Annotated in this window: 25 protein-coding genes; 5 read left to right on the forward strand and 20 right to left on the reverse strand. The window is 74.4% G+C overall.

The genetic code is table 11. The features are described 5' to 3' along the window. Positions 1-12: 12 nt before the first annotated feature. Positions 13-1,419 carry a histidine--tRNA ligase gene (hisS, locus tag ABIE39_RS03975; protein ID WP_354050541.1) on the reverse strand — a complete coding sequence of 469 codons (1,407 nt, stop codon included), beginning with the start codon at positions 1,417-1,419 and terminating at the stop codon, positions 13-15. A 61-nt stretch (positions 1,420-1,480) separates the two neighbouring features. Next, positions 1,481-2,272 (reverse strand): MBL fold metallo-hydrolase, encoded by a 792-nt coding sequence (locus ABIE39_RS03980; protein WP_354050543.1) that lies wholly within the window; start codon positions 2,270-2,272, stop codon positions 1,481-1,483. Between the two features lie 212 nt (positions 2,273-2,484). Here ABIE39_RS03980 and ABIE39_RS03985 point away from each other — a divergent pair, with 212 nt between their 5' ends. The 4 genes from ABIE39_RS03985 (at position 2,485) to ligD (ending at position 6,982) form a co-directional block, all read left to right on the forward strand. Next, complete coding sequence (locus ABIE39_RS03985) at positions 2,485-3,234, forward strand: peptidylprolyl isomerase (protein WP_175008600.1); 750 nt, start codon at positions 2,485-2,487, stop codon at positions 3,232-3,234. Continuing rightward, on the forward strand, positions 3,231-5,150 hold the full coding sequence (locus tag ABIE39_RS03990; RefSeq protein WP_354050546.1) for a DUF349 domain-containing protein: 1,920 nt from the start codon (positions 3,231-3,233) through the stop codon (positions 5,148-5,150). Before ABIE39_RS03985 ends, ABIE39_RS03990 begins: the two co-directional genes overlap by 4 nt. 91 nt (positions 5,151-5,241) lie before the next feature. Beyond that, entirely contained in the window at positions 5,242-5,895 is a 654-nt protein-coding gene (locus tag ABIE39_RS03995) for a hypothetical protein (protein WP_175008601.1), read from the forward strand. Between the two features lie 10 nt (positions 5,896-5,905). Then, on the forward strand, positions 5,906-6,982 hold the full coding sequence (ligD, locus tag ABIE39_RS04000) for a non-homologous end-joining DNA ligase (RefSeq protein ID WP_175008602.1): 1,077 nt from the start codon (positions 5,906-5,908) through the stop codon (positions 6,980-6,982). Positions 6,983-7,012: 30 nt separating this feature from the next. Here the strand turns inward: ligD and ABIE39_RS04005 are convergent, their stop codons facing one another. From ABIE39_RS04005 to pdxT, 11 genes are all read right to left on the reverse strand, one after another. Beyond that, positions 7,013-8,119, reverse strand: a complete 1,107-nt coding sequence (locus ABIE39_RS04005; protein ID WP_175008603.1) for an ATP-dependent DNA ligase — start codon at positions 8,117-8,119, stop codon at positions 7,013-7,015. Positions 8,120-8,190: 71 nt separating this feature from the next. Next, the gene (locus ABIE39_RS04010; protein ID WP_074807188.1) at positions 8,191-10,533 is read right to left on the reverse strand and encodes a RelA/SpoT family protein; all 2,343 of its coding nucleotides are present in this window, start codon (positions 10,531-10,533) and stop codon (positions 8,191-8,193) included. Between the two features lie 74 nt (positions 10,534-10,607). Beyond that, positions 10,608-11,213 carry an adenine phosphoribosyltransferase gene (locus ABIE39_RS04015; RefSeq protein ID WP_175008604.1) on the reverse strand — a complete coding sequence of 202 codons (606 nt, stop codon included), beginning with the start codon at positions 11,211-11,213 and terminating at the stop codon, positions 10,608-10,610. Continuing rightward, entirely contained in the window at positions 11,210-12,328 is a 1,119-nt protein-coding gene (gene secF, locus ABIE39_RS04020) for a protein translocase subunit SecF (protein ID WP_043651870.1), read from the reverse strand. Before secF ends, ABIE39_RS04015 begins: the two co-directional genes overlap by 4 nt. Then, on the reverse strand, positions 12,328-14,325 hold the full coding sequence (secD, locus tag ABIE39_RS04025) for a protein translocase subunit SecD (RefSeq protein WP_175008605.1): 1,998 nt from the start codon (positions 14,323-14,325) through the stop codon (positions 12,328-12,330). The genes secF and secD overlap by 1 nt, the downstream gene beginning before the upstream one ends. An 81-nt stretch (positions 14,326-14,406) precedes the next feature. Beyond that, entirely contained in the window at positions 14,407-14,865 is a 459-nt protein-coding gene (gene yajC, locus ABIE39_RS04030) for a preprotein translocase subunit YajC (RefSeq protein ID WP_021483634.1), read from the reverse strand. Positions 14,866-15,054: 189 nt separating this feature from the next. After that, positions 15,055-16,131: a Holliday junction branch migration DNA helicase RuvB gene (gene ruvB, locus ABIE39_RS04035; protein ID WP_175008606.1), complete on the reverse strand. Its 1,077-nt coding sequence runs from the start codon at positions 16,129-16,131 to the stop codon at positions 15,055-15,057. Between the two features lie 2 nt (positions 16,132-16,133). Next, positions 16,134-16,766, reverse strand: coding sequence for a Holliday junction branch migration protein RuvA (gene ruvA / locus ABIE39_RS04040; protein ID WP_175008607.1), 633 nt, complete (start codon positions 16,764-16,766; stop codon positions 16,134-16,136). Positions 16,767-16,963: 197 nt separating this feature from the next. Beyond that, complete coding sequence (gene ruvC, locus ABIE39_RS04045; protein WP_354050551.1) at positions 16,964-17,533, reverse strand: crossover junction endodeoxyribonuclease RuvC; 570 nt, start codon at positions 17,531-17,533, stop codon at positions 16,964-16,966. Between the two features lie 207 nt (positions 17,534-17,740). After that, positions 17,741-18,502, reverse strand: a complete 762-nt coding sequence (locus tag ABIE39_RS04050; protein ID WP_053370897.1) for a YebC/PmpR family DNA-binding transcriptional regulator — start codon at positions 18,500-18,502, stop codon at positions 17,741-17,743. A gap of 6 nt (positions 18,503-18,508) precedes the next feature. Beyond that, a complete protein-coding gene (gene pdxT / locus ABIE39_RS04055) occupies positions 18,509-19,171 on the reverse strand; it encodes a pyridoxal 5'-phosphate synthase glutaminase subunit PdxT (protein WP_175008608.1) in 663 nt (220 codons plus the stop codon). A gap of 85 nt (positions 19,172-19,256) precedes the next feature. Between pdxT and ABIE39_RS04060 the strand changes: the two genes are divergently transcribed. Then, on the forward strand, positions 19,257-19,928 hold the full coding sequence (locus ABIE39_RS04060; RefSeq protein ID WP_354050553.1) for a hypothetical protein: 672 nt from the start codon (positions 19,257-19,259) through the stop codon (positions 19,926-19,928). 6 nt (positions 19,929-19,934) lie between these two features. On the opposite strand, the gene ABIE39_RS04065 is transcribed toward ABIE39_RS04060, so the two are convergent. From ABIE39_RS04065 to ABIE39_RS04095, 7 genes are all read right to left on the reverse strand, one after another. Beyond that, positions 19,935-20,498 carry an NUDIX domain-containing protein gene (locus ABIE39_RS04065; RefSeq protein ID WP_175008609.1) on the reverse strand — a complete coding sequence of 188 codons (564 nt, stop codon included), beginning with the start codon at positions 20,496-20,498 and terminating at the stop codon, positions 19,935-19,937. Positions 20,499-20,557: 59 nt separating this feature from the next. Next, a complete protein-coding gene (gene pdxS / locus ABIE39_RS04070; protein ID WP_034652135.1) occupies positions 20,558-21,499 on the reverse strand; it encodes a pyridoxal 5'-phosphate synthase lyase subunit PdxS in 942 nt (313 codons plus the stop codon). 190 nt (positions 21,500-21,689) lie between these two features. Then, on the reverse strand, positions 21,690-22,340 hold the full coding sequence (locus ABIE39_RS04075) for a hypothetical protein (protein WP_175008610.1): 651 nt from the start codon (positions 22,338-22,340) through the stop codon (positions 21,690-21,692). After that, positions 22,337-23,542 carry a glycosyltransferase family 4 protein gene (locus ABIE39_RS04080; protein WP_209829247.1) on the reverse strand — a complete coding sequence of 402 codons (1,206 nt, stop codon included), beginning with the start codon at positions 23,540-23,542 and terminating at the stop codon, positions 22,337-22,339. The genes ABIE39_RS04075 and ABIE39_RS04080 overlap by 4 nt, the downstream gene beginning before the upstream one ends. Before the next feature lie 2 nt (positions 23,543-23,544). Then, positions 23,545-24,525, reverse strand: a complete 981-nt coding sequence (locus tag ABIE39_RS04085; RefSeq protein WP_114553007.1) for a phosphatidylinositol mannoside acyltransferase — start codon at positions 24,523-24,525, stop codon at positions 23,545-23,547. After that, the gene (pgsA, locus tag ABIE39_RS04090; protein ID WP_114553008.1) at positions 24,525-25,193 is read right to left on the reverse strand and encodes a phosphatidylinositol phosphate synthase; all 669 of its coding nucleotides are present in this window, start codon (positions 25,191-25,193) and stop codon (positions 24,525-24,527) included. Before pgsA ends, ABIE39_RS04085 begins: the two co-directional genes overlap by 1 nt. Next, positions 25,193-25,831: an HIT family protein gene (locus tag ABIE39_RS04095; protein ID WP_502914829.1), complete on the reverse strand. Its 639-nt coding sequence runs from the start codon at positions 25,829-25,831 to the stop codon at positions 25,193-25,195. The genes pgsA and ABIE39_RS04095 overlap by 1 nt, the downstream gene beginning before the upstream one ends. Positions 25,832-25,834 lie beyond the last annotated feature (3 nt).

The raw sequence follows: 25,834 nt of genomic DNA on the forward strand, positions 1-25,834 counted from the left end.
CGGTGCGGCGGGTCAGTCCCCCGCGGGCACGACGCGCGGGAAGCGGTCCTCGGCGGGCGGCACCCACGTCGCGGCGTCGGCGTCGACCTGCTCCCCGGAGCGGATGTCCTTCACCTGGTCGGGGGAGCGCGTGCCGTCGTCCTCGACGCGCCCGGGGAACCAGACGAACGGGATGCCGCGCCGGTCGGCGTAGCGGATCTGCTTGCCGAACTTCGCGGCCGCGGGCGCCACCTCGACCGGCACGCCGCGGGCGCGCAGCGCGTGCGCGACGGCGTCGGAGGCGTCGCGCGTCTCCTCGTTCGTGACGGCCACGACGACGGCGCTCGGCACGGAGCGCGTCGCCCGCACGAGGCCTGCGGAGAGCAGGCGCGACACGAGCCGGGACACGCCGATCGACAGCCCGACGCCGGGGTAGGTGTTCGCGCCGTCGGACGCGAGCGTGTCGTAGCGCCCGCCCGAGCAGATCGAGCCGAGCTGCTCGTGGCCCACGAGCACGGTCTCGTAGACGGACCCGGTGTAGTAGTCGAGGCCGCGTGCGATCTTGAGATCGGCGACGACGACGCCCGGGGCGCGCACGCTCGCGGCCTCGATCAGCGCGCCGAGCTCGCCGAGCCCGGTCTCCAGCAGCTCGCTCTCCACGCCGTGCTCGGCCGCGAGCGCCCGCACGCGGTCGACCACGCCGGAGTCGCTGCCGCTGATGCCCGCGAGCGCGAGGCACGCCTGCGCCTGCTCGGGGGTCGTGCCCGCCTCGGACACGAGCAGCGCGGCGACCTTCTCGGGGCCGACCTTGTCGAGCTTGTCGATCTGGCGCAGGACGTCGTCCACCGCGTCGATGCCGAGCCCGCGGTAGAACCCCTCGGCGACCCGGCGGTTGTTCACGAGGACGCGGACCTCGGGCACGCCGATGTCGCGCAGCGCGCCCAGCGCCTCGGCCATGACGAGCGGCAGCTCGACCTCGTAGTGGTAGGGCAGCTCGCCCGCGCCGACGACGTCGACGTCGGCCTGGGTGAACTCGCGGAACCGCCCGTCCTGGGGGCGCTCGCCGCGCCACACCTTCTGGATCTGGTAGCGCTTGAACGGGAACGCGAGGTGCCCGGCGTTCTCGAGCACGTAGCGCGCGAACGGGACGGTGAGGTCGAAGTGCAGGCCGAGCTGCTTGTCGCCGGCCGCACCCTTCCCGGCCGCCCCGCCCACGGCGTCGTCCTGCGGCTCCTCCTGGAGCCGGCGCAGGACGTAGACCTCCTTCGACGTCTCCCCCTTGCGCAGGAGCTGGTCGAGCGGCTCGACCGCGCGCGTCTCGATCCCGGCGAACCCGTGCAGCTCGAACACCCGGCGCAGGGTGTCGAGGACGTGCTGCTCGACGATCCGACCGTCGGGGAGCCATTCGGGGAAACCGGAGAGAGGTGTGGGCCTGGCCATGGGTCAGATCTTCCCAGACGCCGGGACCGGCGACCGCATCGTCCGGACCACGGACCCGCGCTCAGCGGGCGAGGAAGGGGTTCGTCGCCAGCTCGCGCGCGACCGTCGTCGCCGGGCCGTGCCCCGGGAGCACGTCCCAGGCCGGGTCCAGGTGCGCGACGACGTCGCGCAGGGTGCGGGCCATCGTCGCGCCCTCCCCGCCCGGCAGGTCGGTCCGGCCGACGGAGCCCGCGAAGAGGACGTCGCCGCTGAGCACGAGGCCCGCTCCCGGCTCACCGACCAGGTAGAGCGTGGAGCCCTCGGTGTGCCCGGGCGCGCCGACCGCGCGCACCGCGAGACCGCCCCAGCGCAGCACCTGCTCGCCGCCCGCGGGCACGTCGAACGTCTCGACGCGTCCCGGCTCGCGGTAGTCCTGCGGCCCGGCGCCCGCCGCCGCGAGCGCCGCGCCGAGCGGGCCGGACACGACGGCGCCCGCACGGCTCGCGTCGGGCCCGCCGTGCTTCGGGTGCTCCAGGCTCCCGAACGGGTCCGCGAGCCGGTACGCGTCCGCCGCGTGCAGCACGACGGGCACCTCGAAGCGGTCCGCGAGCGCCGCGGCGTCCCACGTGTGGTCCACGTGGCCGTGCGTCGCGAGCACCGCGCGCGGCACGAGGCCCGCCGCGCGGACGTGCGCGACGACGGCGTCCGCGACCCCCGCCCCTGCGTCGACCACGACGCAGTCGCCGCCCGGGGCGCTCACCACCGTGCAGTTCGTGCCGAAGACGGGGGCCACGACCACGTGCACGGCCGGCCCGGGGGCGTCCCGCCGGTCGTCGTCAGAGGGCGTCGGCGTCGTGCCACGAGGTCGGTCCACGAGGGCGAGGGTAGCCCGCGGCACGAGCGTCGGGGCTGCTCCGGGCGGGCGCAGCGCGGGTTTCGAGCGCCGGCGTCGATACCGGACCGTGACCTGCGTGCGGCAAATCCACCCGCCACCAGGGTTCTCGGTGCCTAGACTGTCCCGTACCGACCACGGCCGCACCGGGGTCGACCGTGCGCGCCGTCGCGGCGCCGGACGAAGGAGCTGGGGTGTCGACGAAGAGTCGCGAGCGCGAGCAGGCGCGTCGTCGTGAGGAGAAGTGGGACCGTCACGTGGCCCAGCTCCGCGCGAAGCGCCAGCGCACGTGGTCGATCGTGGGCGTCGTCGTCGCGCTCGTCGTGATCGGCGTCGCCGTCTGGTGGGCGCTCGCCGCCACCCAGGAGCCCGGCACCGACCCGGGCGGCGACACGGGCGGGGCGCCCTCCGGCGAGCACACCCTGCCCCCCGCGTCCGCCGCCGAGGGCCGCGACTGGACCACGACGCTCACCACGAGCGCGGGCGACCTCACGCTTACGCTCGACGGCGCGGCGGCCCCGCAGGCGGTCGCGAGCTTCGTGTCCCTCGCCGAGTCCGGGTACTTCGACGGCACGTCGTGCCACCGCCTGACGACCTCGGGCATCTACGTGCTCCAGTGCGGCGACCCGACGGGCACCGGCACGGGCGACCCGGGCTACAAGTTCGGCCCCGTCGAGAACGCCCCGACCGACGACGTCTACCCGGCCGGGACCGTCGCCATGGCCCGCCAGGGCGGGGACGCCGACTCGATGGGCTCCCAGTTCTTCCTCGTCTACGAGGACTCGACCATCCCGTCCGACGCGGCGGGTGGTTACACGGTGTTCGGCACCATCACGTCCGGCCTGGACGTCGTCCAGGCAGTCGCTGACGCGGGGACGCAGGACGGATCCGGCGACGGGTCCCCCGCCACCCCGGTCACCATCGAAGGAGTTGAGACCCAGTGAGCGATCCCGCCCAGAACCAGGCGAGCGCACCGGCACCGGAGCCCGCGGAGGCGAGCGAGACCGGACGGGTCGACGCGACAGACGTGGAGCCGACGCCCGAGGCCACCGAGGCCACCGAGGCCACCGAGGCCACCGAGGCCACCGAGGCCACCGAGGCCACCGAGGCCACCGACCAGGGTCCCGCTCCCGACGAGGCGGAGCCCGCCCCGGCCGCCGAGACGGACGACGCACCCGCCGCCGAGACGGAGGACGCGCCCGCGGCCGAGACGGAGGACGCGCCCGCGGCCGAGGCCGAGCAGGCCGACTCTCCTACCGTCGACGCCGCGCCCGCCGCTGAGCCCGAGCAGACCGAGGCCCCCGCCGACCCCGTGACGGACGCTCCGGCTGCCGACGCTGGCGACGACGCCGTCGCTGCCGAGGCCACGACGGAGGCCGCGCCCGCCGAGACGACCGCACCCGCGGAGGCGCCCACGGACGCGCAGGCAACCACGGACGCGGCGCCGCGGCCTGCGGCCCCGCGTCCCGGCCCGCGGCCGAAACCGTCGGCGCTCCCGCACCCGCCCCGCAAGCCGGCCGCCCCCACCGCGGGCGCTCCCGCGGCTGCGGCCGTCGTGCCGGAGGTGCCCACCGTCCCGGCGCTCGCCGACGACTCGGCCGCCGCCAAGGCCGCGGCCGCGTTCGGTCGCGTGGACGACGACGGCACGGTGTACGTCCGCGAGAGCGCCGGCGAGCGCTCCGTCGGTCAGTTCCCCGGCGTCGGCGCCGACGAGGCGCTCACGCTGTACGTGCGCCGCTACCTCGACCTCCAGGCGAAGGTCGCGCTGTTCGAGGCACGGCTGACGAGCACGGACCTGTCCGTCAAGGAGATCGACCAGACGATCGCCCGGCTCACCGAGGAGACCGCCGAGCCCTCCGCGGTCGGCGACCTCGACGGGCTCCGCGCGCAGGTCGAGTCGCTGCGCGGCGCCGCGGCCGAGCGCCGCGCGCAGCTCGAGGCGGAGCGCGCCGCAGCGAAGGCCGCGGCCCTCGAGGCCCGGACGGAGATCATCGAGGCCGCGGAGAAGATCGCCGCGACCGACCCGAGCCGCATGCAGTGGCGGCCGGCGGGCGAGGAGCTGCGGGGGCTGCTGGAGCGCTGGAAGGAGGCCCAGCGCTCGGGCCCGCGCATCGACCGCGCGAGCGAGGAGGCGCTGTGGAAGCGGTTCAGCCACGCGCGCACCGCGTTCGACCGCGAGCGTCGGCACTACTTCGCCGAGCTAGAGCAGCGCAACGCCTCCGCCAAGGCCGCGAAGGAGAAGCTGGTCGCGGAGGCCGAGTCGCTGTCGTCGAGCACCGACTGGGGCCCGACGGCGGGCGCGTACCGCGACCTCATGGCGCGCTGGAAGGCCGCGGGCCGGGCGAGCCGCAAGGACGACGACGCCCTGTGGGCCCGCTTCCGGGCCGCGCAGGACACGTTCTTCCAGGCGCGCGACGCGGTGAACTCCGCGACGGACGCCGAGTACGCGGCGAACCTCGAGGTGAAGGAGGCGCTGCTCACCGAGGCGGAGGCACTCCTGCCCGTCAAGGACCTCGCCGCGGCCAAGGCGGCGCTGCGTGACCTCCAGGAGCGCTGGGAGGAGGCCGGGCGCGTGCCGCGCGGTGACCTGCAGCGTGTCGAGGGACGCCTGCGCGCCGTCGAGAACGCGGTCCGCGACGCCGAGCAGGCGCAGTGGACGCGGAGCAACCCCGAGACGCGCGCCCGCGCCGAGGGTGCGGCCGCGCAGCTCGAGGCCGCGATCGAAGGGCTCGAGGCAGACCTCGCCGCTGCGCAGAGCCGCGGGGACGCGCGCGCCGTCAAGGAGGCCGAGACGGCGCTCGCCGCGCGGCGCTCCTGGCTCGAGCAGGTCGTCCGCGCGGCGGAGGACTCGCGCGGCTGACGCACGTCCCGCTCGACCGGAGGGCCGGCGCTCGTCCACAGACGGGCGCCGGCCCTTCCGCGTCCCCACCGCCGTGCGGCACGGTTGAGGCGTGCCCGCAGCCACGACCGTGCCCGACCACGCCGTACCCGACCACCCCACGGGACTCGGCCCCGCAGCCGCGCTCGCGCACCTGCTCCGGGTCGAGGAGCCGGAGGTGGGCCTGCTCGTCGCGCCGGAGGACGTCGGCGGGTCGGCGGCCTTCCAGGAGCTCGTCCGGAGCGGCGCCGTGCGTCGGCTGTGGGGCGACGTCGCCGCCCCGGCGAGCGTGCCCGTCACCCCCACGCTGCGGGCGCTCGCCGTCCGCGACCTCGTCCCGCGCGGCACGGTGCTCGCGGGCGCGGCGGCCGCGTGGGTGCTGTGCGGCTCCGCGCCGCCCCGCGTGCTCGACGTCGTCCACCCGCCCGGTCGGCACCGGCCGGCGCCGCACCAGGGCCGGGCCGCGCGGCAGGCGCACGTGCTGCGCGACGAGACGAACCTCGTCGCGGGCGTCCTCGTGACGTCGGTCCTGCGGACCGCGCTCGACGTCGCCTCGCGGTGCGAGCCGGTGCAGGCGCTGAGCACCCTGCGTCGGCTGGAGGCTGTCTGCGGGCTCGACGCCCGCACGGCGGCGCGGTCGCTCGAGCTGCGCCACCGGTGGCCCGGCCGGTCGCAGGCGCGACGCACCCTCGCGCTCCTGCTCGCCGGGGCCGACGACCCGGTCTAGGTTGGTCGGCATGGCCGCAGCCACGACACCCCCCGTGGAGCTCGACGTCCGAGGACGGACCGTGCGCGTCACGAGCCCGGACCGCGTCGTCTTCCCCGCGCGCGGGCTCACCAAGCTGGACGTCGTGCAGTACTTCCTCGACGTGGGCGACGGCATCCTCGGCGCCCTGGTCGACCGCCCGACGACGCTCGAGCGCTGGCCCAAGGGCGTGTTCGAGGGCGCGCGCATGAGCACGCGCACGGACAGCACCGGCGACGCGTTCTACCAGAAGCGCATCCCGAAGGGCGCGCCGGACTGGGTGCAGACCGCGCGCATCGCGTTCCCGAGCGGACGCACCGCCGACGAGGTGTGCCCGACCGAGCTCGCCGTCGTCGCCTGGGCGGCCAACCTCGGCACCCTGACGTTCCACCCGTGGCCCGTGCGCGGCGGCGACGTCGAGGCGGTGGACCAGCTGCGCATCGACCTCGACCCCCAGCCGGGCACGGACTTCGACGACGCCGTGCGCGTCGCGCCGCACCTGCGCGAGGTCCTCGACGAGCTCGGCCTCCCCGGCTACCCCAAGACGTCGGGCGGCCGCGGGATCCACGTGTTCGTCCCGGTCGCGCCCGAGTGGGACTTCGTGGCCGCGCGCCGCGCGACGATCGCGATCGGTCGTGAGCTCGAACGCCGTCTGCCGGACCAGGTCACCACCAAGTGGTGGAAGGAGGAGCGCGGCGCCAAGATCTTCGTCGACTACAACCAGATGGCGCGCGACCGCACGATCGCGTCGGCCTACTCGATCCGCTCCAACCAGCGCGCGACGGTGTCCGCTCCCCTGCGCTGGGAGGAGCTCGGCGACGTCCACCCGGACGACTTCGACGTGCTGTCGATGCCCGCGCGCCTCGCCGCGGCGGGCGACCTCTTCGCACCCCTGCGCGCCGACCGGGAGGACCCGGGCGCGTCGCTCGAGCCCGCCCTGGAGCTGTCCCGGCGTGACGAGGCCGAGCACGGGCTCGGGGACCTCCCCTACCCGCCCGAGTACCCGAAGATGCCCGGCGAGCCCAAGCGCGTCCAGCCGAGCAAGGACCGGGACCGCGCGCGGGACTGACGCGGTGCGCGGGCTCGGGGGCGCGCGGCGTCAGGCCACGCCGGGCGCCCCGGGCAGGATGCCTGTGAGGTCGTAGCGCACCGGCTCCTCGAGCTGCTCGTAGGTGCACGATGCCGGGTCGCGGTCCTCGCGCCAGCGCCGGAACTGCGCGGTGTGCCGGAACCGGGAGCCCTCCATGTGGTCGTAGGCGACCTCGAGCACGCGCTCCGGACGCAGCGGCGTGAACGACAGGTCCTTGCCCGAGCTCCAGCGCGACACCGCACCCGGCATCCGCTCCCCCGCGGGGTTCTCCCACCCGGACCACGGGTGCGCGTCCGCGTCCGGCGTGCCCGGCTCGACGACGAGCGGCGCGAGCTCGGCGACCAGCGCGGCACGGCGCGCTGTCGGGAACGACGCGGCGACGCCGACGAACTGGAGCTGGCCCGCGTCGTCGTACAGGCCGAGCAGGAGCGAGCCGAGCAGCGGCTTCGTGGGGGTCGACGTCTTGTGCAGGCGGTACCCCGCGAGCACGACGTCCGCCTCGCGGCCGTGCTTGATCTTGAGCATCGCCCGCTTGTTCGGCTGGTACGTGCCGTCGAGCGGCTTGGCGACGACGCCGTCCAGCCCAGCCCCCTCGAACGTGTCGAACCACTCCCGCGCCACGGCGACGTCGCGCGTGCGGGGCGTGGCGTGCACGGCCGGGCCGTCCAGGCCCAGCGAGTCGAGCACCTCCTGCCGCCGCGCGAGCGGTGCGCGCGTGAGGTCCTCGTCGCCCAGCGCGAGCACGTCGAACACGACGAGCGCCGCGGGGGTCTGCTCCGCGAGCAGCCGCACGCGCGACGCAGCCGGGTGGATGCGTTGCTGGAGCACCTCGAACTCGAGACGCCCGTCGCGCGCGACGACGATCTCGCCGTCGACCACGCACCGGGGCGGCAGCGCCGCCCGCACCGCCTCGACGACCTCGGGGAAGTAGCGGTCCATGGGCCGCGCGTTCCTGCTGTCGAGCCGCACCTCGTCGTCGTCGCGGTACACGATCGCGCGGAAGCCGTCCCACTTCGGCTCGTACACGTACCCGCCGTCGACGGCGTCGGGCTCGGGCACGGTGGGCACGGACTTCGCGAGCATGGGCAGCACGGGAGGCATGACGGGCAGGTCCATGTGCCGATGCTGCCACCGGGCCTGCCGCCCTGCGCGGCGTGGTGGCCTCGGTCAGCGTGCCGGCCGCGGCCTCAGGCGGGGAGCTGCGCCGTCTCGGCGGCCTTTGTCCCCGTGATGCGGTAGACGTCGAACACGCCGTCGACCTTGCGGACCGCGCTGAGGACCTGCGCGAGGTGCGCGGGCTCCGCCATCTCGAAGACGAAGCGCGACATCGCCACGCGGTCGTTCGAGGTCGAGACGGTCGCCGAGAGGATGTTCACGTGGTTGTCCGACAGGACGCGCGTCACGTCGGAGAGCAGGCGCGCACGGTCGAGCGCCTCGACCTGGATCTGCACGAGGAACATCGCGTTGCTGCCCGTGGTCCACGAGACGTCGACGATCCGCTCGGGCTGGTTGCGCAGCCCGACGACGTTCGCGCAGTCCGCGCGGTGCACGCTCACGCCCTGCCCGCGCGTGACGAACCCGATGATCTCGTCGCCCGGGACCGGCGTGCAGCACTTCGCGAGCTTGACCCAGATGTCGTCGACGCCCTTGACCATGACGCCCGGGTCCCCCGTGCGCACGCGGCGCGCGGTGTGCCCGGGACGGGCGGTCTCGGCGACGTCCTCGACCGTGCCCTCCTCGCCGCCCATCGCCTGGACGAGCTTGGAGACGACGTTCGCCGCCGACACCTGGCCCTCGCCGATCGCCGCGTACAGCGCGGTGACGTCCGCGAAGCGGAGCTCGTTGGCGAGCGCGACGAGCGACTCGTGCGACAGCAGGCGCTGGATCGGCAGGTTCTGCTTGCGCATCGCCTTGGCGATCGCGTCCTTGCCGTGCTCGACGGCCTCCTCGCGACGCTCCTTGGAGAACCACTGCCGGATCTTGTTGCGCGCCCGCGGGCTCTTGACGAACGCGAGCCAGTCGCGGCTGGGCCCCGCGTTCTCGGACTTCGACGTGAGGACGTCGACCGAGTCGCCGTTCTCGAGCGTCGAGTCGAGCGGGACGAGCCGGCCGTTGACCCGCGCACCCATCGTCCGGTGCCCGACCTCGGTGTGCACCGCATAGGCGAAGTCGACCGGCGTCGAGCCTGCCGGCAGCGCCATGACGTCGCCCTTGGGGGTGAAGACGTAGACCTCCGCGCCGCCGATCTCGAAGCGCAGGGAGTCGAGGAACTCGGCCGGGTCGGCCGTCTCGCGCTGCCAGTCCACGAGCTGGCGCAGCCACCGCATGTCGTTGGCCGCGGCGTCGTCCTTCGCCGTCTTGCCGCCCGACTTCGCGGTCTCCTTGTACTTCCAGTGCGCCGCGACGCCGTACTCCGCGCGCCGGTGCATCTCGTGCGTGCGGATCTGGATCTCGACCGGCTTGCCGCCCGGCCCGATGACCGTCGTGTGCAGCGACTGGTACATGTTGAACTTCGGCATCGCGATGTAGTCCTTGAACCGCCCCGGCACGGGGTTCCACCGCGCGTGCAGCGCGCCGAGCGCCGCGTAGCAGTCCCGGACGCTGTCCACCAGGACGCGCGCGCCGACGAGGTCGTAGATCTCCGCGAAGTCGTGGCCGCGCACGATCATCTTCTGGTAGATCGAGTAGTAGTGCTTCGGCCGACCGGTGACGGTCGCCTTGATCTTCGCGCTGCGCAGGTCGGCCGTGACCTGCTCGCGCACGACGGCCAGGTACTCCTCGCGCGCCGGCGCGCGCTCGGCGACGAGGTGGACGATCTCGTCGTACACCTTGGGGTACAGGGCCTGGAACGACAGGTCCTCGAGCTCCCACTTGATCGTGTTCATGCCGAGGCGGTGGGCGAGCGGCGCGTAGATCTCGAGGGTCTCGCGCGCCTTGCGCCCTGCCGACGACGACGACACGTACTTCCAGGTGCGGGCGTTGTGCAGGCGGTCGGCGAGCTTGATGACGAGCACGCGGATGTCGCGCGCCATGGCGACGACCATCTTGCGCACCGTCTCGGCCTGCGCCGCGTCGCCGTACGTCACCTTGTCGAGCTTGGTCACGCCGTCGACGAGCATGGCGATCTCCTCGCCGTACTCCTCGGTGAGCTGCGCGAGCGAGTAGTCGGTGTCCTCGACCGTGTCGTGCAGCAGCGCGGCGGCGAGCGTCGACCCGTCGAACCCGAGCTCGGCGAGGATCGTCGCGACCGCGACGGGGTGCGTGATGTACGGGTCGCCGCTCTTGCGCAGCTGGCCGCGGTGGGCGCGCTCGGCGGTCTCGTAGGCGCGCTCGATGACGCTGAGGTCCGTGCGGGGGTGGTTGGTGCGGACCGCCTGGAGCACCGGCTCGAGCGCCGGGCTGCCCGCGTTGGGGCGCGCGCCGAAGCGCACGAGGCGGGAGCGGACGCCGCGCCCGCCCGAGCCACCGGTGCCGGAGGTCGGGGCGCCCGCGCGCTCAGGAGCGCGCGACGTCCGGGTGTTCTCGCTCATGCGCGCCTCCTTCCGCAGGGCGGCGGCCGCCGGCACGATACCGGCGACCAGCCGAGACGACCGGAGTGGCAATCCTACGACTCGACGTGGACCAGCGTGGCCACCTCGCGGCCCGCGAGCCGCTCGCGGCCTCCCAGACCCTCGAGCTCGAGGAGGAACGCCAGGCCCACCACGACGCCTCCCCCGCGCTCGACGAGCTCGGCGCCCGCGGCCGCCGTGCCCCCGGTCGCGAGCACGTCGTCCACCACGAGAACACGCGCACCCGGGGGCAGTGTTCCCGACCGGAGCTCGATCGTCGCGGTGCCGTACTCGAGGTCGTAGGTGACGGTGTCCGTCGGCGGCGGGAGCTTGCCCGCCTTGCGCAGCGGCACGAACCCCACGCCGAGGTGCGTCGCGAGCGGCGCCCCGATGAGGAAGCCGCGCGCCTCCATGCCCGCGACGAGGTCGACCCCGCCCGCGGCGCGCGCCACGTCGCCGAGCGCCTCGACCACGTGGCCGAAGGCGTCGCCGTCGGCCAGCAGGCCGGTGATGTCCCGGAAGACGATCCCCGGCCCCGGGTAGTCCGGGACGGCGCGGACGAGCTCGAGCACGCGCGAGGCGCGCTCGGGGCCGAGGCCGGCGAGGTGGACGGCGCGCAGGCCGCCCGCCTCGCCGGCCGTCACGTGACCGGGTGCCGTCATCGGGGACGACGGCGGCGCGGCTGCGCCTTGTTGCCCTGGTGCGCGCCCGGCTGGAGCTGGCGGTGCCCCGCCCCGACGCCGGCCGCCGCGAGCGCGGCGTCCTCCTCGTCGCCCGCGACCTCGGCCCGCTCCGCGCGCAGCGCGAGGACCTTGGCCGTGTGCTCCTGGATCGGCTTCTCGCGCTCGCGCAGCGCGACCTCAAGCGGCGTCGCGAGATACACCGACGAGTACGCGCCGACGGCCATGCCGACGAACAGCGCGAGCGCGATGTCGCGCAGGGTGCCCGCGCCGAGGAGGAACGCCCCGATGAAGAGGATGCCCGCGACGGGGAGCAGCGCGACGACGGACGTGTTGATCGAGCGCACGAGCGTCTGGTTGATCGCGAGGTTCGCCCGCTCGGCGTACGTGCTGCGCGTCTGGTCGAGGACACCCGCGGTGTTCTCACGGACCTTGTCGAAGACCACGACCGTGTCGTAGATCGAGTACGCGAGGATCGTCAGGAGCCCGATCACCGTCGCCGGCGTGATCTCCCAGCCGATCGCCGCGTAGATGCCCACCGTGACGATCAGGTCGTGGAACAGGGCGATGACCGCGGCGAGCGCCATGCGCCAGTTCCGGAAGTAGATCGTCATGACCAGGCTCACGAGGAGCAGGAAGACGACGAGGCCGACGATCGCCTTCTGGGAGACGTCCTTGCCCCAGGTCGGGCCGATGTACGAGCTCGTCACCTCCCCCTCGGACACGTCGTACGCGCTCGCGAGCTCGACGGCGACCTGCTCGACCTGCGCGTTGCTGAGCTCCGCCGTCTGCACCCGCACGGTGCTGGAGCCCACCGAGGTGACGCGCGGCACCTCCTCGGGGGCGACCGCCGCGACGGCGTCGAGCGCGGGCTGCTGCGAGGTGTCGGAGACGCCGGAGACGGTGAACTCCGACCCGCCGCGGAACTCGATGCCGAGGTTGAGCCCGTCACCGGCGATCCGGACCCCGATGATGCCGAGGGACAGGACGACCAGGACGAGCGCCACCACGAAGTAGGCACGCCGCTTGGCGACGATGGCGTAGGACCGGCGGCCCGTGTACAGGTCGTTGCCCCACTGGGCGAAACCGCTGGCCATCAGTGCTTCTCCTCGTTCTCGTCGCCTGCCGCGTCAGCGGCCGGGGACCCGTCGTCGCCGTCCGCGGAGGCGGCGGCTCGCCGCTCGGCCGCGCGGCGCTCCGCGATGGTCATGCGCGGACCGTCGGACCGGCCCACGCCCGCGCCGACCGTCTCCCGCACGGGCGCCGCGCGCTCGGGCGTCGGGGCGTCCTGCACGGGCGCGTCCTCGACGACGGCGTCGCCGGCCGCGGGGGCCGTCGAGGTCGCGCCGACGACACGACCGCGACCTGCGTACCGCGGACCGCGCACACCGAGGCGCCGCGGGTCGAGGCCCGACGCCGGGTGGCCGTTCGCGAAGAACTTGGTCCGGGCGAGGAGCTGCATGAGCGGGTGCGTGAACAGGAACACCACGATGAGGTCGACCAGGGTGGTCAGGCCGAGCGTGAACGCGAAGCCGCGCACGCCGCCGACGGCCAGGTAGTACAGCACCACCGCGGCGACGAAGTTCACCGCGTCCGAGGCGAGGATCGTGCGGCGGGCGCGCTGCCAGCCCTTCTCCACCGCGGAGTTCAGCGTCCGGCCGTCGCGCAGCTCGTCGCGGATGCGTTCGAAGTACACGATGAACGAGTCCGCGGTGATACCGATCGCGACGATGAGCCCCGCGACGCCGGCGAGCGACAGGCGGTACCCGATCGTCCACGAGAGCACCGAGATCACGCCGTACGACACGACGGCCGCGATGCCGAGCGACGCGACGGTGACCAGGCCGAGCACGCGGTACTGGAAGAGCGAGTAGATGACGACCAGCAGCAGACCGATCGCGCCCGCGAGCAGACCCTTCTCGAGCTGCTCGGAGCCGAGCGTCGCCGAGATCTGCTCCTGGCTCTGCACCTCGAACGTCAGCGGGAGCGAGCCGAAGTTGAGCTGGTTCGCAAGCGTCGCCGCGCTGTCGCGCGTGAAGCTGCCCGAGATCTCGGCCTTGCCGTCGGGGATCGCGACCTGCGAGACGGGCGCCGAGATGACGAGGCCGTCGAGGACCATCGCGAACTGGTTCTGCGGCGACGGCAGCGTCGTGAGACGCGTCGTGACGTCACGGAAGGCCTTGGTGCCCTCGGAGTCGAACTCGATGTTGACGACCCACTCGTTGGTGACGACGCCGTTCTGCCCGACGCGCAGGCCGGAGCTCGCGTTCGAGATGTCGGTGCCCTCGATCTCGACCGGGCCCAGGATGTACTTGGCCGTGCCGTCGTCGGCGCACGAGACGAACGCGCTGTCGGTCGGTCCGCTGTCGCCGCCCACGAGGTTCTCGGGGAGCGTGCAGTCGAGCGCGTCGAACTGCGCCTGCAGCTCCGGCGTGATCTGCGCGAGGTCGCTGGGGTTCTCCGGGCGGGTCGTCTCCGGTGCCGGGTCCGTCGTGGCGTCGTCCGCCGGGGCGTCCGTCGCTGCGTCGGCCGCCGGGTCCGTGCCGTCCTCGGCCGCGGGGTCCGTCGCGCCGTCGGTGGCCGCGTCCGCGGACTCCGTCGCGTCCGGGGCGTCCTCGGCCGTGGCGTCCTCGCCCGCGGCCGGGTCGGTGGACTCGTCAGCGGGCGTCGCCGTCGGCATGCCGACGGAGAGCACGGGGCGGAAGCGCATCTGGGCCGAGGTGCTGACGAGGTCGATGGTCTCCTGGGACGGCTGCCCCGGGATGCCGACGACGATGTTGTTGCGGCCCTGGCTCGTGATCTCGGCCTCGGACACACCCTGCGCGTCGATGCGCTGGCGGATGACGTTGATCGCCTGGTTGATGTCCTCGGCCGTCGGCTGCGAGCCGTCGGTGGTGACGGGCTGCAGGATGATCTGCGTGCCACCCTCGAGATCGAGCGCGAGGCCCGGGGTGAGGCTCGCCCCGCCCGGGTTGTCCTCGGTCTTCGGGTCGAGCTTCGTGCCCGCGAAGAGGGACCCGAAGAGGACGACGATGAGGATTCCCAGGGTGACGAGGGTCCGTACGGGCCTCGCTCGTGTGCTGCTGGTGGCCAACTGTCCGTCTCTTCTCGTGCGTGTGCGGTGGGCCTCGCGGCCCACCGCGTCAGGCCGGTCGCGGCAGCGACCGGCATAGGGTCACTTGATGTCGGTGCCGTCGTCCCGGCGTCCGCGGTCCTTCTCCGACCGGTCGTCGGTCAGACCGGAGAGGTCGTCGGGCACGACGAGGTCGTCGACGTCGCCCTTCGTGGTGGTCCCGGCGTCGGCGCCGGCGGTGCCGTACTCGGCCGCGTCCTCGGACGCGTCGTCCGCCGTCGTCTCCTCGGTCTCCTCGACCGGGGGCTCGACGAGCTTGGCGATCGCGGCGCGCAGCCACCGGGACTGGTTGCCCGGCGTCGACTCGATGGTGATGACGTCGGCTTCGTCATCGACGTCGACGACCGTGCCGAACATGCCCGAGCCCGTCATCACCTCCTGCCCGGGGGCGAGGGTCGCCCGGAAGTTCTGGGCCTCGCGCTGCTGCTTGCGGGTGCGGCTGGTCATGAGGAACATCGCACCCGCCGCGAGGGCGAGGATGAGGATGAAGCTGATATCCATGACGGAGTCTCGTGTCCTGTTCTGTGCGGGATCTGCGCGCAGTCTAGGCGTGCGCGCACGGTTCACCAACGAGCCGTCTCGCCGCGGAGTTCCGCCCGCTCGGGTCCCGACCATTCTAGGACCACCCGCGGAGCGCCTGTGACCGCCGTCACGGAGCGCTCCCGCGGGCCCGTGACCGCCGGCGTCGCCTCAGGCGTCGAAGAGCGTGCCGCCCTCGCGCGGCGGGGTGAGCCCGAGGTGCGTCCAGGCGGCCGGGGTCGCGACGCGGCCTCGCGGCGTCCGCCCGATCAGGCCCTCGCGCACGAGGTACGGCTCGGCGACGGTCTCGACCGTCTCCGCCTCCTCGCCCACCGTCACCGCGAGCGTCGTCAGGCCCACGGGACCGCCGTTGAAGCGCGTGCACAGCGCGGTGAGCACCGCCCGGTCGAGCCGGTCGAGGCCGATCGGGTCCACCTCGTAGACCTCGAGGGCTGCGCGCGCAGCCGCGAGGTCCATGGTCCCGTCACCGCGCACCTGCGCCCAGTCGCGCACGCGCCGCAGCAGGCGGTTCGCGATGCGGGGCGTGCCGCGCGAGCGGCCCGCGATCTCACGGGCGGCGTCCGGGTCGAGCGCGACGCCGAGCAGGCCGGCCGAGCGCGTCAGCACGCGCTCGAGCTCGTCGCCCGAGTAGAAGTCCAGGTGCCCGGTGAAGCCGAACCGGTCGCGCAGCGGCGCGGGCAGGAGCCCTGCGCGCGTCGTCGCACCGACCGCCGTGAACGGCGGGAGCGAGAGCGGGATGGCGCTCGCCCCGGCCCCCTTCCCCACGACGACGTCGACGCGGAAGTCCTCCATCGCCATGTAGAGGAGCTCCTCGGCCGGTCGCGCGAGCCGGTGGATCTCGTCGATGAACAGGACCTCGCCCTCCTCGAGCGAGGACAGCACCGCCGCGAGGTCGCCGGCGTGCTGGATCGCCGGACCGGACGTCACGCGGAGCGACGTGCCGAGCTCCGCGGCGATGATCATGGCGAGCGTCGTCTTGCCGAGCCCGGGCGGGCCCGACAGGAGCACGTGGTCGGGCGCGCTCCCCCGCGCGAGCGCAGCCTGGAGCACGAGCGACAGCTGGTCGCGCACGACGGCCTGGCCGACGAACTCCTCCAGCCGGCGCGGGCGCAGCGCGGCCTCGGCCGCGCGCTCGAGGTCGTCCGCGCCCGCCGCGACGATGCGCTCCGACGAGAACGTGCCGTCCCCGCCGAGGTCGTCGAGACCCACCTGGTCGAAGGTCGCCATCGTCAGCTCCTCGGCCCGCCGAGCACCCGCAGCGCGGCGCGCAGCGCACCCGCCACGTCGGGCGCCTCGACGACGTCGACGCCCGCCTCGGCGAGCACGGTGGACACCGCGTCGTCCGCGGCCTTGAGGTTCCAGCCGAGCCCGACGAGCGCCTCGACCACCTGGTCGCGGCGGTCGTCCGGACGCGCCGCCGCCGAGGCGGTCGACCCCGCGTCGGGGGCGTCGGAGCCCGTGGGCGGGCCGAGCTTGTCGCCGAGCTCGAGCGCGATCCGCTGCGCACCCTTGTTGCCGATACCCGGGACGCGCACGAGCGCGGCGATGTCGGCGCCCGCGACCGCACGGCGCAGGCCGTCGGGCGTGTGCACGGCGAGCATCGCGAGCGCGAGGCGCGGACCGACGCCGCTCACGGTCTGGACGGTCTCGAAGACGGCGCGCTCGTCGTCGTCGGCGAAGCCGTAGAGGGTGAACGAGTCCTCGCGCACGACGAGGCTCGTCGCGAGGCGCGCCGTCTCCCCGACGCGCAGGGCGGCGAGCGTGGCGGGCGTGGCGTGGACGAGGTAGCCCACTCCTCCGACCTCGAGCACGGCGCGGTCGAGCTGGACGCTCGCCACGACACCGCTCAGGGACGCGATCACGCAGGCTCCTCTTCCGGCCGGCACCGCCGACCTGGTCCGATGGTCCGCCGGCCCGAGGACCGCCGTCGGGCCGCGCGCCGAGGGGCGCGTCGAACACCCGTACGACCGCGGTCACTCTAGCAAGGGCCGCCCACCCGCCGACCGACCGACACGGACCACCGGCGCGGCCACGCGCACGACCACCGCCACGGCCGCCTCTAGCGCGGCGCGCGGCGTCCCTTCGCCGCGTGCTCCGCGGCCGCCCAGGCGCGCTGCGCGGGCGTCAGCTCGTGGCGCTCGCCACCCTGCAGGGCGCCCGCCGGGCGCCACAGGTGGCAGATCCCGAGCGCGAGCGCGTCCGCCGCGTCCGCGGGCTTCGGCGGCTCCGCCAGGCCGAGGATGCTCGCGACCATGCGCTGGACCTGCTCCTTGCCGGCGCGTCCGCTCCCCGTGACCGCGGCCTTGACCTCCGACGGCGTGTGCAGCGCGACGGGGACGCCCCGCTTCGCCGCCCCGACCATCGCGATCCCCGCAGCCTGCGCGGTGCCCATGACCGTCCCGACGTTGTGCTGCGCGAACACGCGCTCGACCGCGACGACGTCGGGCACGTGCTCGTCGAGCCACGCGTCGAGCCGCTCCGCGACCCGCAGCAGCCGCAGGTCCACGCTCAGCTCCGGGTCCGTCCGGATCACCCCGACGGCGACGAGCTCGGCCCGCCGCCCCCGCGCGGAGTCCACCACCCCGACACCGCACCGGGTCAGCCCAGGATCCACTCCGAGAACGCGCACCCCCCGACCCTTTCACGTGAACGGCACGGACCGGCCGTGCCACGCGGTCCGGCGACGGACCAGCCAGCGGTGGGGCCGGGAGGTCGGTGCGCGGTCGTGGCGGGCCTGGCGGGAGCGGCGCGAGGAACGAGCGCCGCGGATGGTAGACCGCGCGCCGACCTCCCGGCCGCACCGCGACCTGACCACCCGGAGGCGACCCGAGCCGGGTCAGTCGTCGTTCTCGAGCTCCGCCATGACCTCGTCCGACGCGTCGAAGTTGGCGTAGACGTTCTGCACGTCGTCGCTGTCCTCGAGCGCGTCGATGAGGCGCAGGATCTTGCGCGCGCCCTCGGCGTCGACCTCGACCTCCATGGACGGGTGCCAGATCGAGTCGGCGGAGTCGTACTCGATCCCCGCCTCCTGGATGGCGCTGCGCACGGCGACGAGGTCGCTCGCCTCGGAGAGCACCTCGATGACCTCGCCGGAGTCGGTGACCTCCTCGGCCCCCGCCTCGAGCGCGGCGAGCATGACGTCGTCCTCGGTCACGCCGTCGGCCTTCGGCACGACGACGAGGCCCTTGCGCGAGAAGAGGTAGGACACGGAGCCCGGGTCGGCGAGGTTGCCCCCGTTGCGGCTGAACGCGAGGCGGACCTCGGAGGCCGCGCGGTTCTTGTTGTCGGTGAGGCACTCGACCAGGACGGCGATGCCGTTCGGGCCGTAGCCCTCGTACATGATCGTCTGGTAGTCGACGGCGTCGGCGCCCGTGCCCGACCCGCGCTTGACGGCGCGGTCGATGTTGTCGTTGGGGACCGACGACTTCTTCGCCTTCTGGATGGCGTCGAACAGCGTCGGGTTGCCCGCGGGGTCACCGCCGCCCGTGCGCGCCGCGACCTCGATGTTCTTGATGAGCTTCGCGAAGAGCTTGCCGCGCTTGGCGTCGATGGCCGCCTTCTTGTGCTTGGTCGTGGCCCACTTGGAGTGCCCTGACATGCGTTCCTACCCCTTCGCGATTCTGACGAACAGCTCGTGCACGCGCGCGTCCCCGGAGATCTCCGGGTGGAACGAGGTGGCGAGCAGCGATCCCTGCTGGACTGCGACGATCCTACCGGCGGCGGCCGTCGGGATGCCGGGTGCGCCGTGCTCGGGGATCCGCGCGAGCACCTCGACCCCGGGCCCGGCCTCCTCGACCCAGGGCGCACGGATGAACACGGCGTGCACCGCGTCCCCGTCCCGGCTCGGTCTCGGTGCACGGCCGCGCCCGCCGTCCGACGGCGCCAGACCCGCGAACGCGAGGTCGGTCTCGAACGAGTCGACCTGGCGACCGAACGCGTTGCGCCGGACCGTCACGTCGAGACCGCCGATGGTGCGCTGGTCGGCCGTCCCGCCGAGGATGCGGTCCGCGAGCAGGATCATGCCGGCGCACGAGCCGTAGACGGGGAGGCCCTCGGCGATGCGCGCGCGCAGCGGCTCGTCGAGCTCGAAGATCCGGAGGAGCTTGTCGATGGTCGTCGACTCACCGCCCGGGAGCACGAGCCCGTCGACCGCGGCGAGCTCCTCGGGGCGCCGGACGCCCACCGTGCGGGCGCCCGCGGCCTCGAGCGCCGCGCGGTGCTCGCGCACGTCGCCCTGGAGGGCCAGGACACCGATCGTGATCGTCACGAAGGGGAATGATACGTCGGCGGTCCTCTCCGCCGGTCCGCGCGGTGGGCCTCCGGCCGCGCCCACGGTTGCTAGCCTCGCCGTCGTGACGTACCCGCCCGCCCCCGGTCAGCCCTACCCCGCGCCCGGTCCGGCGCCGTACCCCGGGACCGCGCCCCGGCCCCCGCGCAGCACGCGCGGCGCGACGACGATGATCGTCGTCGGCGCCGTCGTGCTCGTGCTCGCGCTCGTGGCGGGGGTCCTCGGCGTGACGACGTTCGTCCGGGCGCTGCCGACCGGCGTGATCGACGGCGCGGGCCAGCCCGGGTCGGCCGCGCTCGCGTCGGGCGACGTACCGGGCGAGGCGGAGCTCGCGGCGACGGGCGGCCAGCCGTACAGCGTCTGGGCGGTGGGTCGCGCGGGGTCCTCGGACAGCGCGCTCCTCGACGTCGAGGACGTGACCGTGACCTGCGCCGACGGCGACCTCACGGTGAGCGCCCCGTCGGTGTCCGGCAGCTCCGGCCTGGGCTCCTTCCAGGCGACGACGGTGGCCGAGGTCACGCCGCCCGCGTCCGGGACGTGCACGGTGTCCGTCGCGCAGGGCGCGGCGCCCGCGGGCACGACGTTCGTCGTCACCGAGGGCTGGCGCTTCGGCACGTTCTTCGCGACGCTCGGCGGCACGATCGTGCTGTGGTTCGTCGCGATCGGCGGCGGGCTGCTGGGCGCGGGCCTGCTGGTCGGCGGGATCGTGTGGCGGGTGGTCGCCCGCCGGGCGTAGCGCCGTTCAGTCCGCGCGCGCCGTGCCGAGGTGCCGCGTCACGCCGTCCCACCCGCGCAGCAGCGGCGCGACGAGGTCGGGCAGGCCCTCGGGGAAGACCTCGATCCGGACGCCGCGCAGGTCGTCGAGCGCCCACCAGCGCATCTCGTCGACGACGTCGAGCTCGACGTCCGTCCACCCGTCGCGGCTCAGCCCGCCGTCGCCGTCCACCCCGGCGACGCGCGCGAGGAACAGCACCTCGTCCTGGCGGCAGTGCTGGCGGTAGAAGTCGAAGATCGCGCTGCGCGTGTACACCGGGCCGACGAGCGCGCCCGGGTCGAGGCGCAGGCCCGTCTCCTCGTGGACCTCGCGCAGCGCGGCGTCGACGTCGCTCTCCCCCGGGTCGACTCCCCCGCCGATCGTGAACCACCACGAGCGCTCGGGCTGGTCGACGTCGTGCCCGCGCGCCAGGAGGATGCGGTCCGCGTCGTCGAGGAGCAGCACGCGCGCGCCGCGGCGGAAGTACAGGCCGTCGTCCCCGAGCACCCAGTCGGGTCCCAGGGACGACGGCGCTCCGGCGGCCTCGGCCACGACGGCTCAGCCGTCCGTCGTCGGCACGACGACGGACGGCTGCGACGCGCGGGAGTCCGTCACCAGCCGCGCTCGGCCAGGCGGTGCGGGACGGGGATGTCGTCGACGTTGATGCCGACCATCGCCTCGCCGAGCCCGCGCGAGACCTTGGCGATCACGTCGGGGTCGTCGTAGAACGTCGTGGCCTTGACGATGGCTGCCGCGCGCTGGGCGGGGTTGCCGGACTTGAAGATGCCCGAGCCCACGAACACGCCCTCGGCGCCGAGCTGCATCATCATCGCGGCGTCGGCCGGGGTCGCGATCCCGCCGGCGGTGAACATGACGACCGGGAGCTTGCCGGTCGCCGCGACCTCCTTGACGAGCTCGTACGGCGCCTGGAGCTCCTTCGCGGCGACGAACAGCTCGTCCTCGGGGAGCGACGTGAGGCGGCGGATCTCCCCGCGGATGGTGCGCATGTGCGTGGTCGCGTTGGAGACGTCGCCCGTGCCGGCCTCGCCCTTGGAGCGGATCATCGCGGCGCCCTCGGTGATGCGGCGCAGCGCCTCGCCGAGGTTGGTCGCCCCGCACACGAACGGGACGGTGAACTGCCACTTGTCGATGTGGTTGGCGTAGTCCGCGGGCGTGAGGACCTCGGACTCGTCGACGTAGTCCACGCCGAGCGACTGGAGCACCTGCGCCTCGACGAAGTGGCCGATGCGCGCCTTGGCCATCACGGGGATGGAGACGGCCTCGATGATCCCGTCGATCATGTCCGGGTCGGACATGCGCGAGACGCCGCCCTGGGCGCGGATGTCGGCGGGCACGCGCTCGAGGGCCATGACCGCGACCGCCCCGGCGTCCTCGGCGATCTTCGCCTGCTCGGGCGTGACGACGTCCATGATGACGCCGCCCTTGAGCATCTCCGCCATCCCCCGCTTGACCTTCGCGGTGCCGACCGCGCCGGCACCCTCCGTGGTCGCGGCGCCCGGGGCGCTCTCGGCAGGGACGTTCTGGTCGGCCACGTTGGTCACCGGTACCTCACACCTTCAGGTCAGGGGAACGTCGCGCGCTCGCGCGCGGACGCCGTCGAACAGGCTCGACGGCACATGCTCCCACGCGCTCCCATCCTATCGCCGGGACGTCCACGGCCTCGGCGCCCGGACCGGCCGGGAGGGGGCCGCCGAGCCCGGTACCGCACGCGAGAGCCGACTCTCAGTCGGCCGTGGCCGCGGAGGCGACCGGCCGCACGAGGACGTCCGGCGCGGCGTCGTCGAGCTCGACCGTGACGGGCATCGGCGCGTGGCCCGCCAGGTGGAACAGGCGCACCCACCACTTGCTGCGCACGCGCAGCGCCTGCGCGACGGCCTCGTTGTGGAAGCGGCGCGCGAGCTGGGCGCGGTACCACGCGGCAGACAGCGTGGCGAGCAGCTCGTCGCCCGCCGGGACCGACCGCACCTCGGCGAGGTCGTCGGCGTCCTCCAGCGCGGAGCGCAGGGTCGCGGTGAGGTCGCTCTCGGCGAGCGCGCGCGACTCCGCCATGCCGCCCAGGAGACGCCGGGGCCGGGGGCCGTCCGGCGGCACGAGGCCGGGCACCTGCTCGCCGAGCCGGCGGGCGTCCGCGTCGTCGTCGAGGACGGCGTGCGCCGCCTCGGCGACCAGGACGGAGCTGGCCGGGTCGAGCTCGCCGGACGCGGCGAGGTCCACGGCGGCCGACGCGCGGCGCACCAGCTGCGCGTCCAGCGCGAGCCGCGACGCCATGACCTTGCGGTGGAGGCGGTCGAGCCGCGACGCGGCGACCCACAGCAGCCAGGCGGCGAGGGCCGCGACCACGAGGACGAGGACGGCGATCTCGGACCAGGTCACGGGTGACCCACCTCCTCCTCACGGACGCGTCCGAGCAGGCGCCCGCCCCGGCGCGAGCGCGGGTCCTCGTGCACGGGGATGACCGCCTCGGACGCCGCGAGCACCATGTCGTACACCGCGGAGACCTGGTCGGTCACCGCGGACCAGTCGAACCGGCGGACGAACTCGGCCGCGCGCGCCCGGTGCTCGGCACGGGCGTCGGGGTCGGCCAGCACGTCGACCACCGCACGGGCCAGCGCCTCGGGGTCACCGACGGGGAACAGCACGCCTGCGGCGCCGTCGTCGAGCACGCGGCGGAACGCGCCGAGGTCGCTCGCGACGACGCACGCCCCGGCGCTCATCGCTTCCACGAGGACGATCCCGAAGCTCTCGCCCCCCGTCTGCGGGGCGATGTACAGATCGACCGAGGCGAGCAGGCTCGCCTTGTCCTCGTCGCTCACGCCGCCGAGGAACTCGACGGACGACGCGTGCGCACCGAGCGCCTCGATCGCGGTGTCCCGGCCGTCGTCGCCCCGGCCGGCGACGAGGAACCGCGCGCCGGGGAGCTGCTCGAGGATCCGCGGGATCGCGGCCGTCAGGACGGGCAGGCCCTTGCGCGGCTCGTCCAGGCGTCCGAGGAACGCGATCGTCGGCGCCTCGGGCGTGCCCTGCCAAGCCGGGCTCGGCACGGCGTCGGAGAACGTGTCGACGTACACGCCGTTGGGGATGACGACGGCGTCACCGCCCAGGTGGTCCACGAGCGTGCGCCGCGCGTCCTCCGAGACGGCGATCCGCGCGTCGATCTTCTCCAGGCTCTGCCGCACGAGCGGGTAGGCGACCTGCAGCGCGCGCGAGCGCACGAGCGACGTGTGGAACGTCGCGACGATCGGGCCCTGCGCGATCCAGAGCGCGAGCATGCTCAGCGAGGGCGTCACGGGCTCGTGCAGGTGCAGCACGTCGAACCGCCCGGCGTCGAGCCACCGGCGCACGCGGCCCGCGGTGCGCGGCCCGAACGTGAGCCGCGCGACGGAGCCGTTGTAGCGCACGGGGACCGCGCCGCCGGCGGAGGTGAGGTAGTCCGGGACGGGCGTGTCGTCGTCGGCCGGGGCGAGCACGGAGACCTCGTGGCCCCGCGCCATGAGCGCCTCGGCGAGGTCGCGCACGTGGAACTGCACCCCGCCGGGGGCGTCGAACGAGTAGGGGCACACGATGCCCACGCGCAGGCTCATGCGGCACGCTCCGTGTCCGGGGCCGGCTCGCCCGCCGCGGCGCGCGTGCGCGCGTAGCGGTCGGGGTCGAGGTCGTCGACGAACACCTTCTGGAGCATGTGCCAGTCCTGCGGGTGCTCGCGGATCGCGACGCTCAGCGCGTCCACCCAGGACTGCGTCGCCGCCGCCACCCGCTGGGCGCGCGGGAGGTCCGTCGCGATCTCGACGCGCGGGAAGAAACGGATGACCAGCCCCCAGGGCGAGCCCGCGGCACGACGGCGGTCCCCGTGCAGCCGCTCGTAGAAGATGCCGGCGGGAACGAGCGGCGCGCCCGTGCTCACGGCGAGCGCCGCGGGCCCGGCGGCGACGCGCGCGCGGTGACCGAAGAGGTCGACCTCGACGCCGCGGTGGGTGAGGTCGCGGTCGGCGAGCAGCGGGATGATCTTCCCCGGCCGGCTCGCGCCGCGCACCAGGTCGCGGAAGACGTCGCCGTCGCCGAGCGCGAGGATCTCGAGCCCGAGCGACGTGCGGAACGCGAGGAACTCCTCGAACAGCTCGTCGGGCTTCAGCCGCTCCGCGACCGTGAGCACGGGCGCGATGTGCGGGGTCGCGTACGCGCCCGCGAGGTCCCAGTTGCCCTGGTGGGACAGCGCGAGGACCGGGCTCCGGTCGCCGTCGAGGTGCACGGCCAGGTGCTCGTAGCCGACGAGCCGCACGCGCGCCTCGACCTGCTCGGGCGTCCACGCGGGGAGCGTGAAGGCCTCCCGGTAGTAGCGCATGTACGACCGCATGCCCGCGCGCGAGAGCCGGCGCAGGGCGCGCGGCGAGAGCCCGGGCCGCACGCGCGCGAGGTTGCGCTCGAGCTGGCGCACTCCCCCGCCGTGCAGCAGCCACGTCACGTCGGCGATCACGTCGAACAGCCCGCGCAGCAGCGGGTCGGGCACCTTGCGCGCGTTGCGCCAGGCGAACGTGAACGCCTTGCCGGCGTCGAGGGCCATCAGCGACCGTCCTCCGTGTCGTCGGTGCGGGGGGCGCTCGTGGCGAGGGCGAGCGCCTGGCGGCGCACCGTCGCGACGCGCTGCACGACCGTCACGGCGCTCGCGAGCGCGAGCAGGCCGAGCACGACGACGAGCACGACGGGCGGCAGGCCCAGGCCGACGAGCCCGGCGGCGACGAGGGCCGCGACGAGGCGGTCGGCGCGCTCGGCGATCCCGACCTGCGCGGTCATGCCGACGCTCTCGGCCCGGGCCCGTGCGTACGGCACGACGGCGCCGAGCGCGAGGCACGCGAGCGCGACGCCGGTCCCCCACGCGGCGAGGTCGGGCGTGAGGCGCGGGTCGTCGGCGCGGACGAACCACAGCGTGAGCCCGACGAACACGGCGGCGTCGGCGAGCCGGTCCAGGGTCGAGTCGAGGAACGCGCCCCACGGCCCCGACCGGCCGGCGCGGCGCGCCATGACGCCGTCGAGCACGTCGGCGAAGGCGCAGACCATGACGACCATGACCCCGGCGAACAGGTGCCCGGTCGGGAAGAGCCACAGGGCGCCGACGACGACGCCGAGCGTCCCCGTGACCGTCACCGCGTCCGGGCTCACCCCGACGCGCAGGAGGAACGCGGCGAGCGGCGTGAACAGGCGCGTGGTGAGCGCGCGCAGGCGACCGAACATCAGGCGTCGTCCCCCTCGCCGGTGGTCGGCCACGCGTCCGAGAGCCGCGCCCGCGTGTCGGCGAGCAGCTCGGGGACGGCCTTCGTCTGCGCGACGATCGGCAGGAAGTTGGCGTCCCCCGCCCAGCGCGGCACGACGTGCTGGTGCAGGTGCGCGGCGATGCCCGCGCCCGCGACCGCGCCCTGGTTCATGCCGAGGTTGAAGCCGTCGGGCGCGGACACCGCGCGCACGACGCGCATGGCCGTCTGCGTGAGGTGCGCGACCTCGACCGTCTCGGCCTCCGTGAGGTCCGTGTAGTCGGAGACGTGCCGGTACGGCACGACCATGAGGTGGCCCGGGTTGTACGGGTAGAGGTTGAGCACGACGTACGCGGCCTGGCCGCGCGCGACGACCAGCCCGTCCTCGTCCGTCCGGTCCGGCACGCGGCAGAACGGGCACTGGCCGCGCGAGTCGTCCGCGGGCTTGTCCTGCCCGCCGATGTACACCATGCGGTGCGGCGTCCAGAGCCGGTCCAGGCCGTCGTCGAACCGCGGGTGCTCGTCCGGCGTCTCGACCGTCGCACCGGTCGCGGGGTCGGGTGCGGCGCCCGGCGCGGCCTCGTCGGCCGCGCCGGGCGCCCCCGTGCGCTCGTCGCTCACGCG

The organism is Cellulosimicrobium sp. 4261 (assembly GCF_040546915.1).
Lineage (GTDB): Bacteria > Actinomycetota > Actinomycetes > Actinomycetales > Cellulomonadaceae > Cellulosimicrobium > Cellulosimicrobium cinnabarinum.

Bases quoted from the DNA above. Each gene is read 5' to 3' on its own strand.
- hisS (WP_354050541.1), bottom strand. From the start codon at position 1,419: ATGGCCAGGCCCACACCTCTCTCCGGTTTCCCCGAATGGCTCCCCGAC.
- ligD (WP_175008602.1), top strand. From the start codon at position 5,906: ATGGCCGCAGCCACGACACCCCCCGTGGAGCTCGACGTCCGAGGACGG.
- ABIE39_RS04005 (WP_175008603.1), bottom strand. From the start codon at position 8,119: ATGGACCTGCCCGTCATGCCTCCCGTGCTGCCCATGCTCGCGAAGTCC.
- ABIE39_RS04010 (WP_074807188.1), bottom strand. From the start codon at position 10,533: ATGAGCGAGAACACCCGGACGTCGCGCGCTCCTGAGCGCGCGGGCGCC.
- ABIE39_RS04015 (WP_175008604.1), bottom strand. From the start codon at position 11,213: ATGACGGCACCCGGTCACGTGACGGCCGGCGAGGCGGGCGGCCTGCGC.
- secF (WP_043651870.1), bottom strand. From the start codon at position 12,328: ATGGCCAGCGGTTTCGCCCAGTGGGGCAACGACCTGTACACGGGCCGC.
- yajC (WP_021483634.1), bottom strand. From the start codon at position 14,865: ATGGATATCAGCTTCATCCTCATCCTCGCCCTCGCGGCGGGTGCGATG.
- ruvB (WP_175008606.1), bottom strand. From the start codon at position 16,131: ATGGCGACCTTCGACCAGGTGGGTCTCGACGACCTCGGCGGGGACGGC.
- ABIE39_RS04050 (WP_053370897.1), bottom strand. From the start codon at position 18,502: ATGTCAGGGCACTCCAAGTGGGCCACGACCAAGCACAAGAAGGCGGCC.
- ABIE39_RS04085 (WP_114553007.1), bottom strand. From the start codon at position 24,525: ATGGCCCTCGACGCCGGCAAGGCGTTCACGTTCGCCTGGCGCAACGCG.
- pgsA (WP_114553008.1), bottom strand. From the start codon at position 25,193: ATGTTCGGTCGCCTGCGCGCGCTCACCACGCGCCTGTTCACGCCGCTC.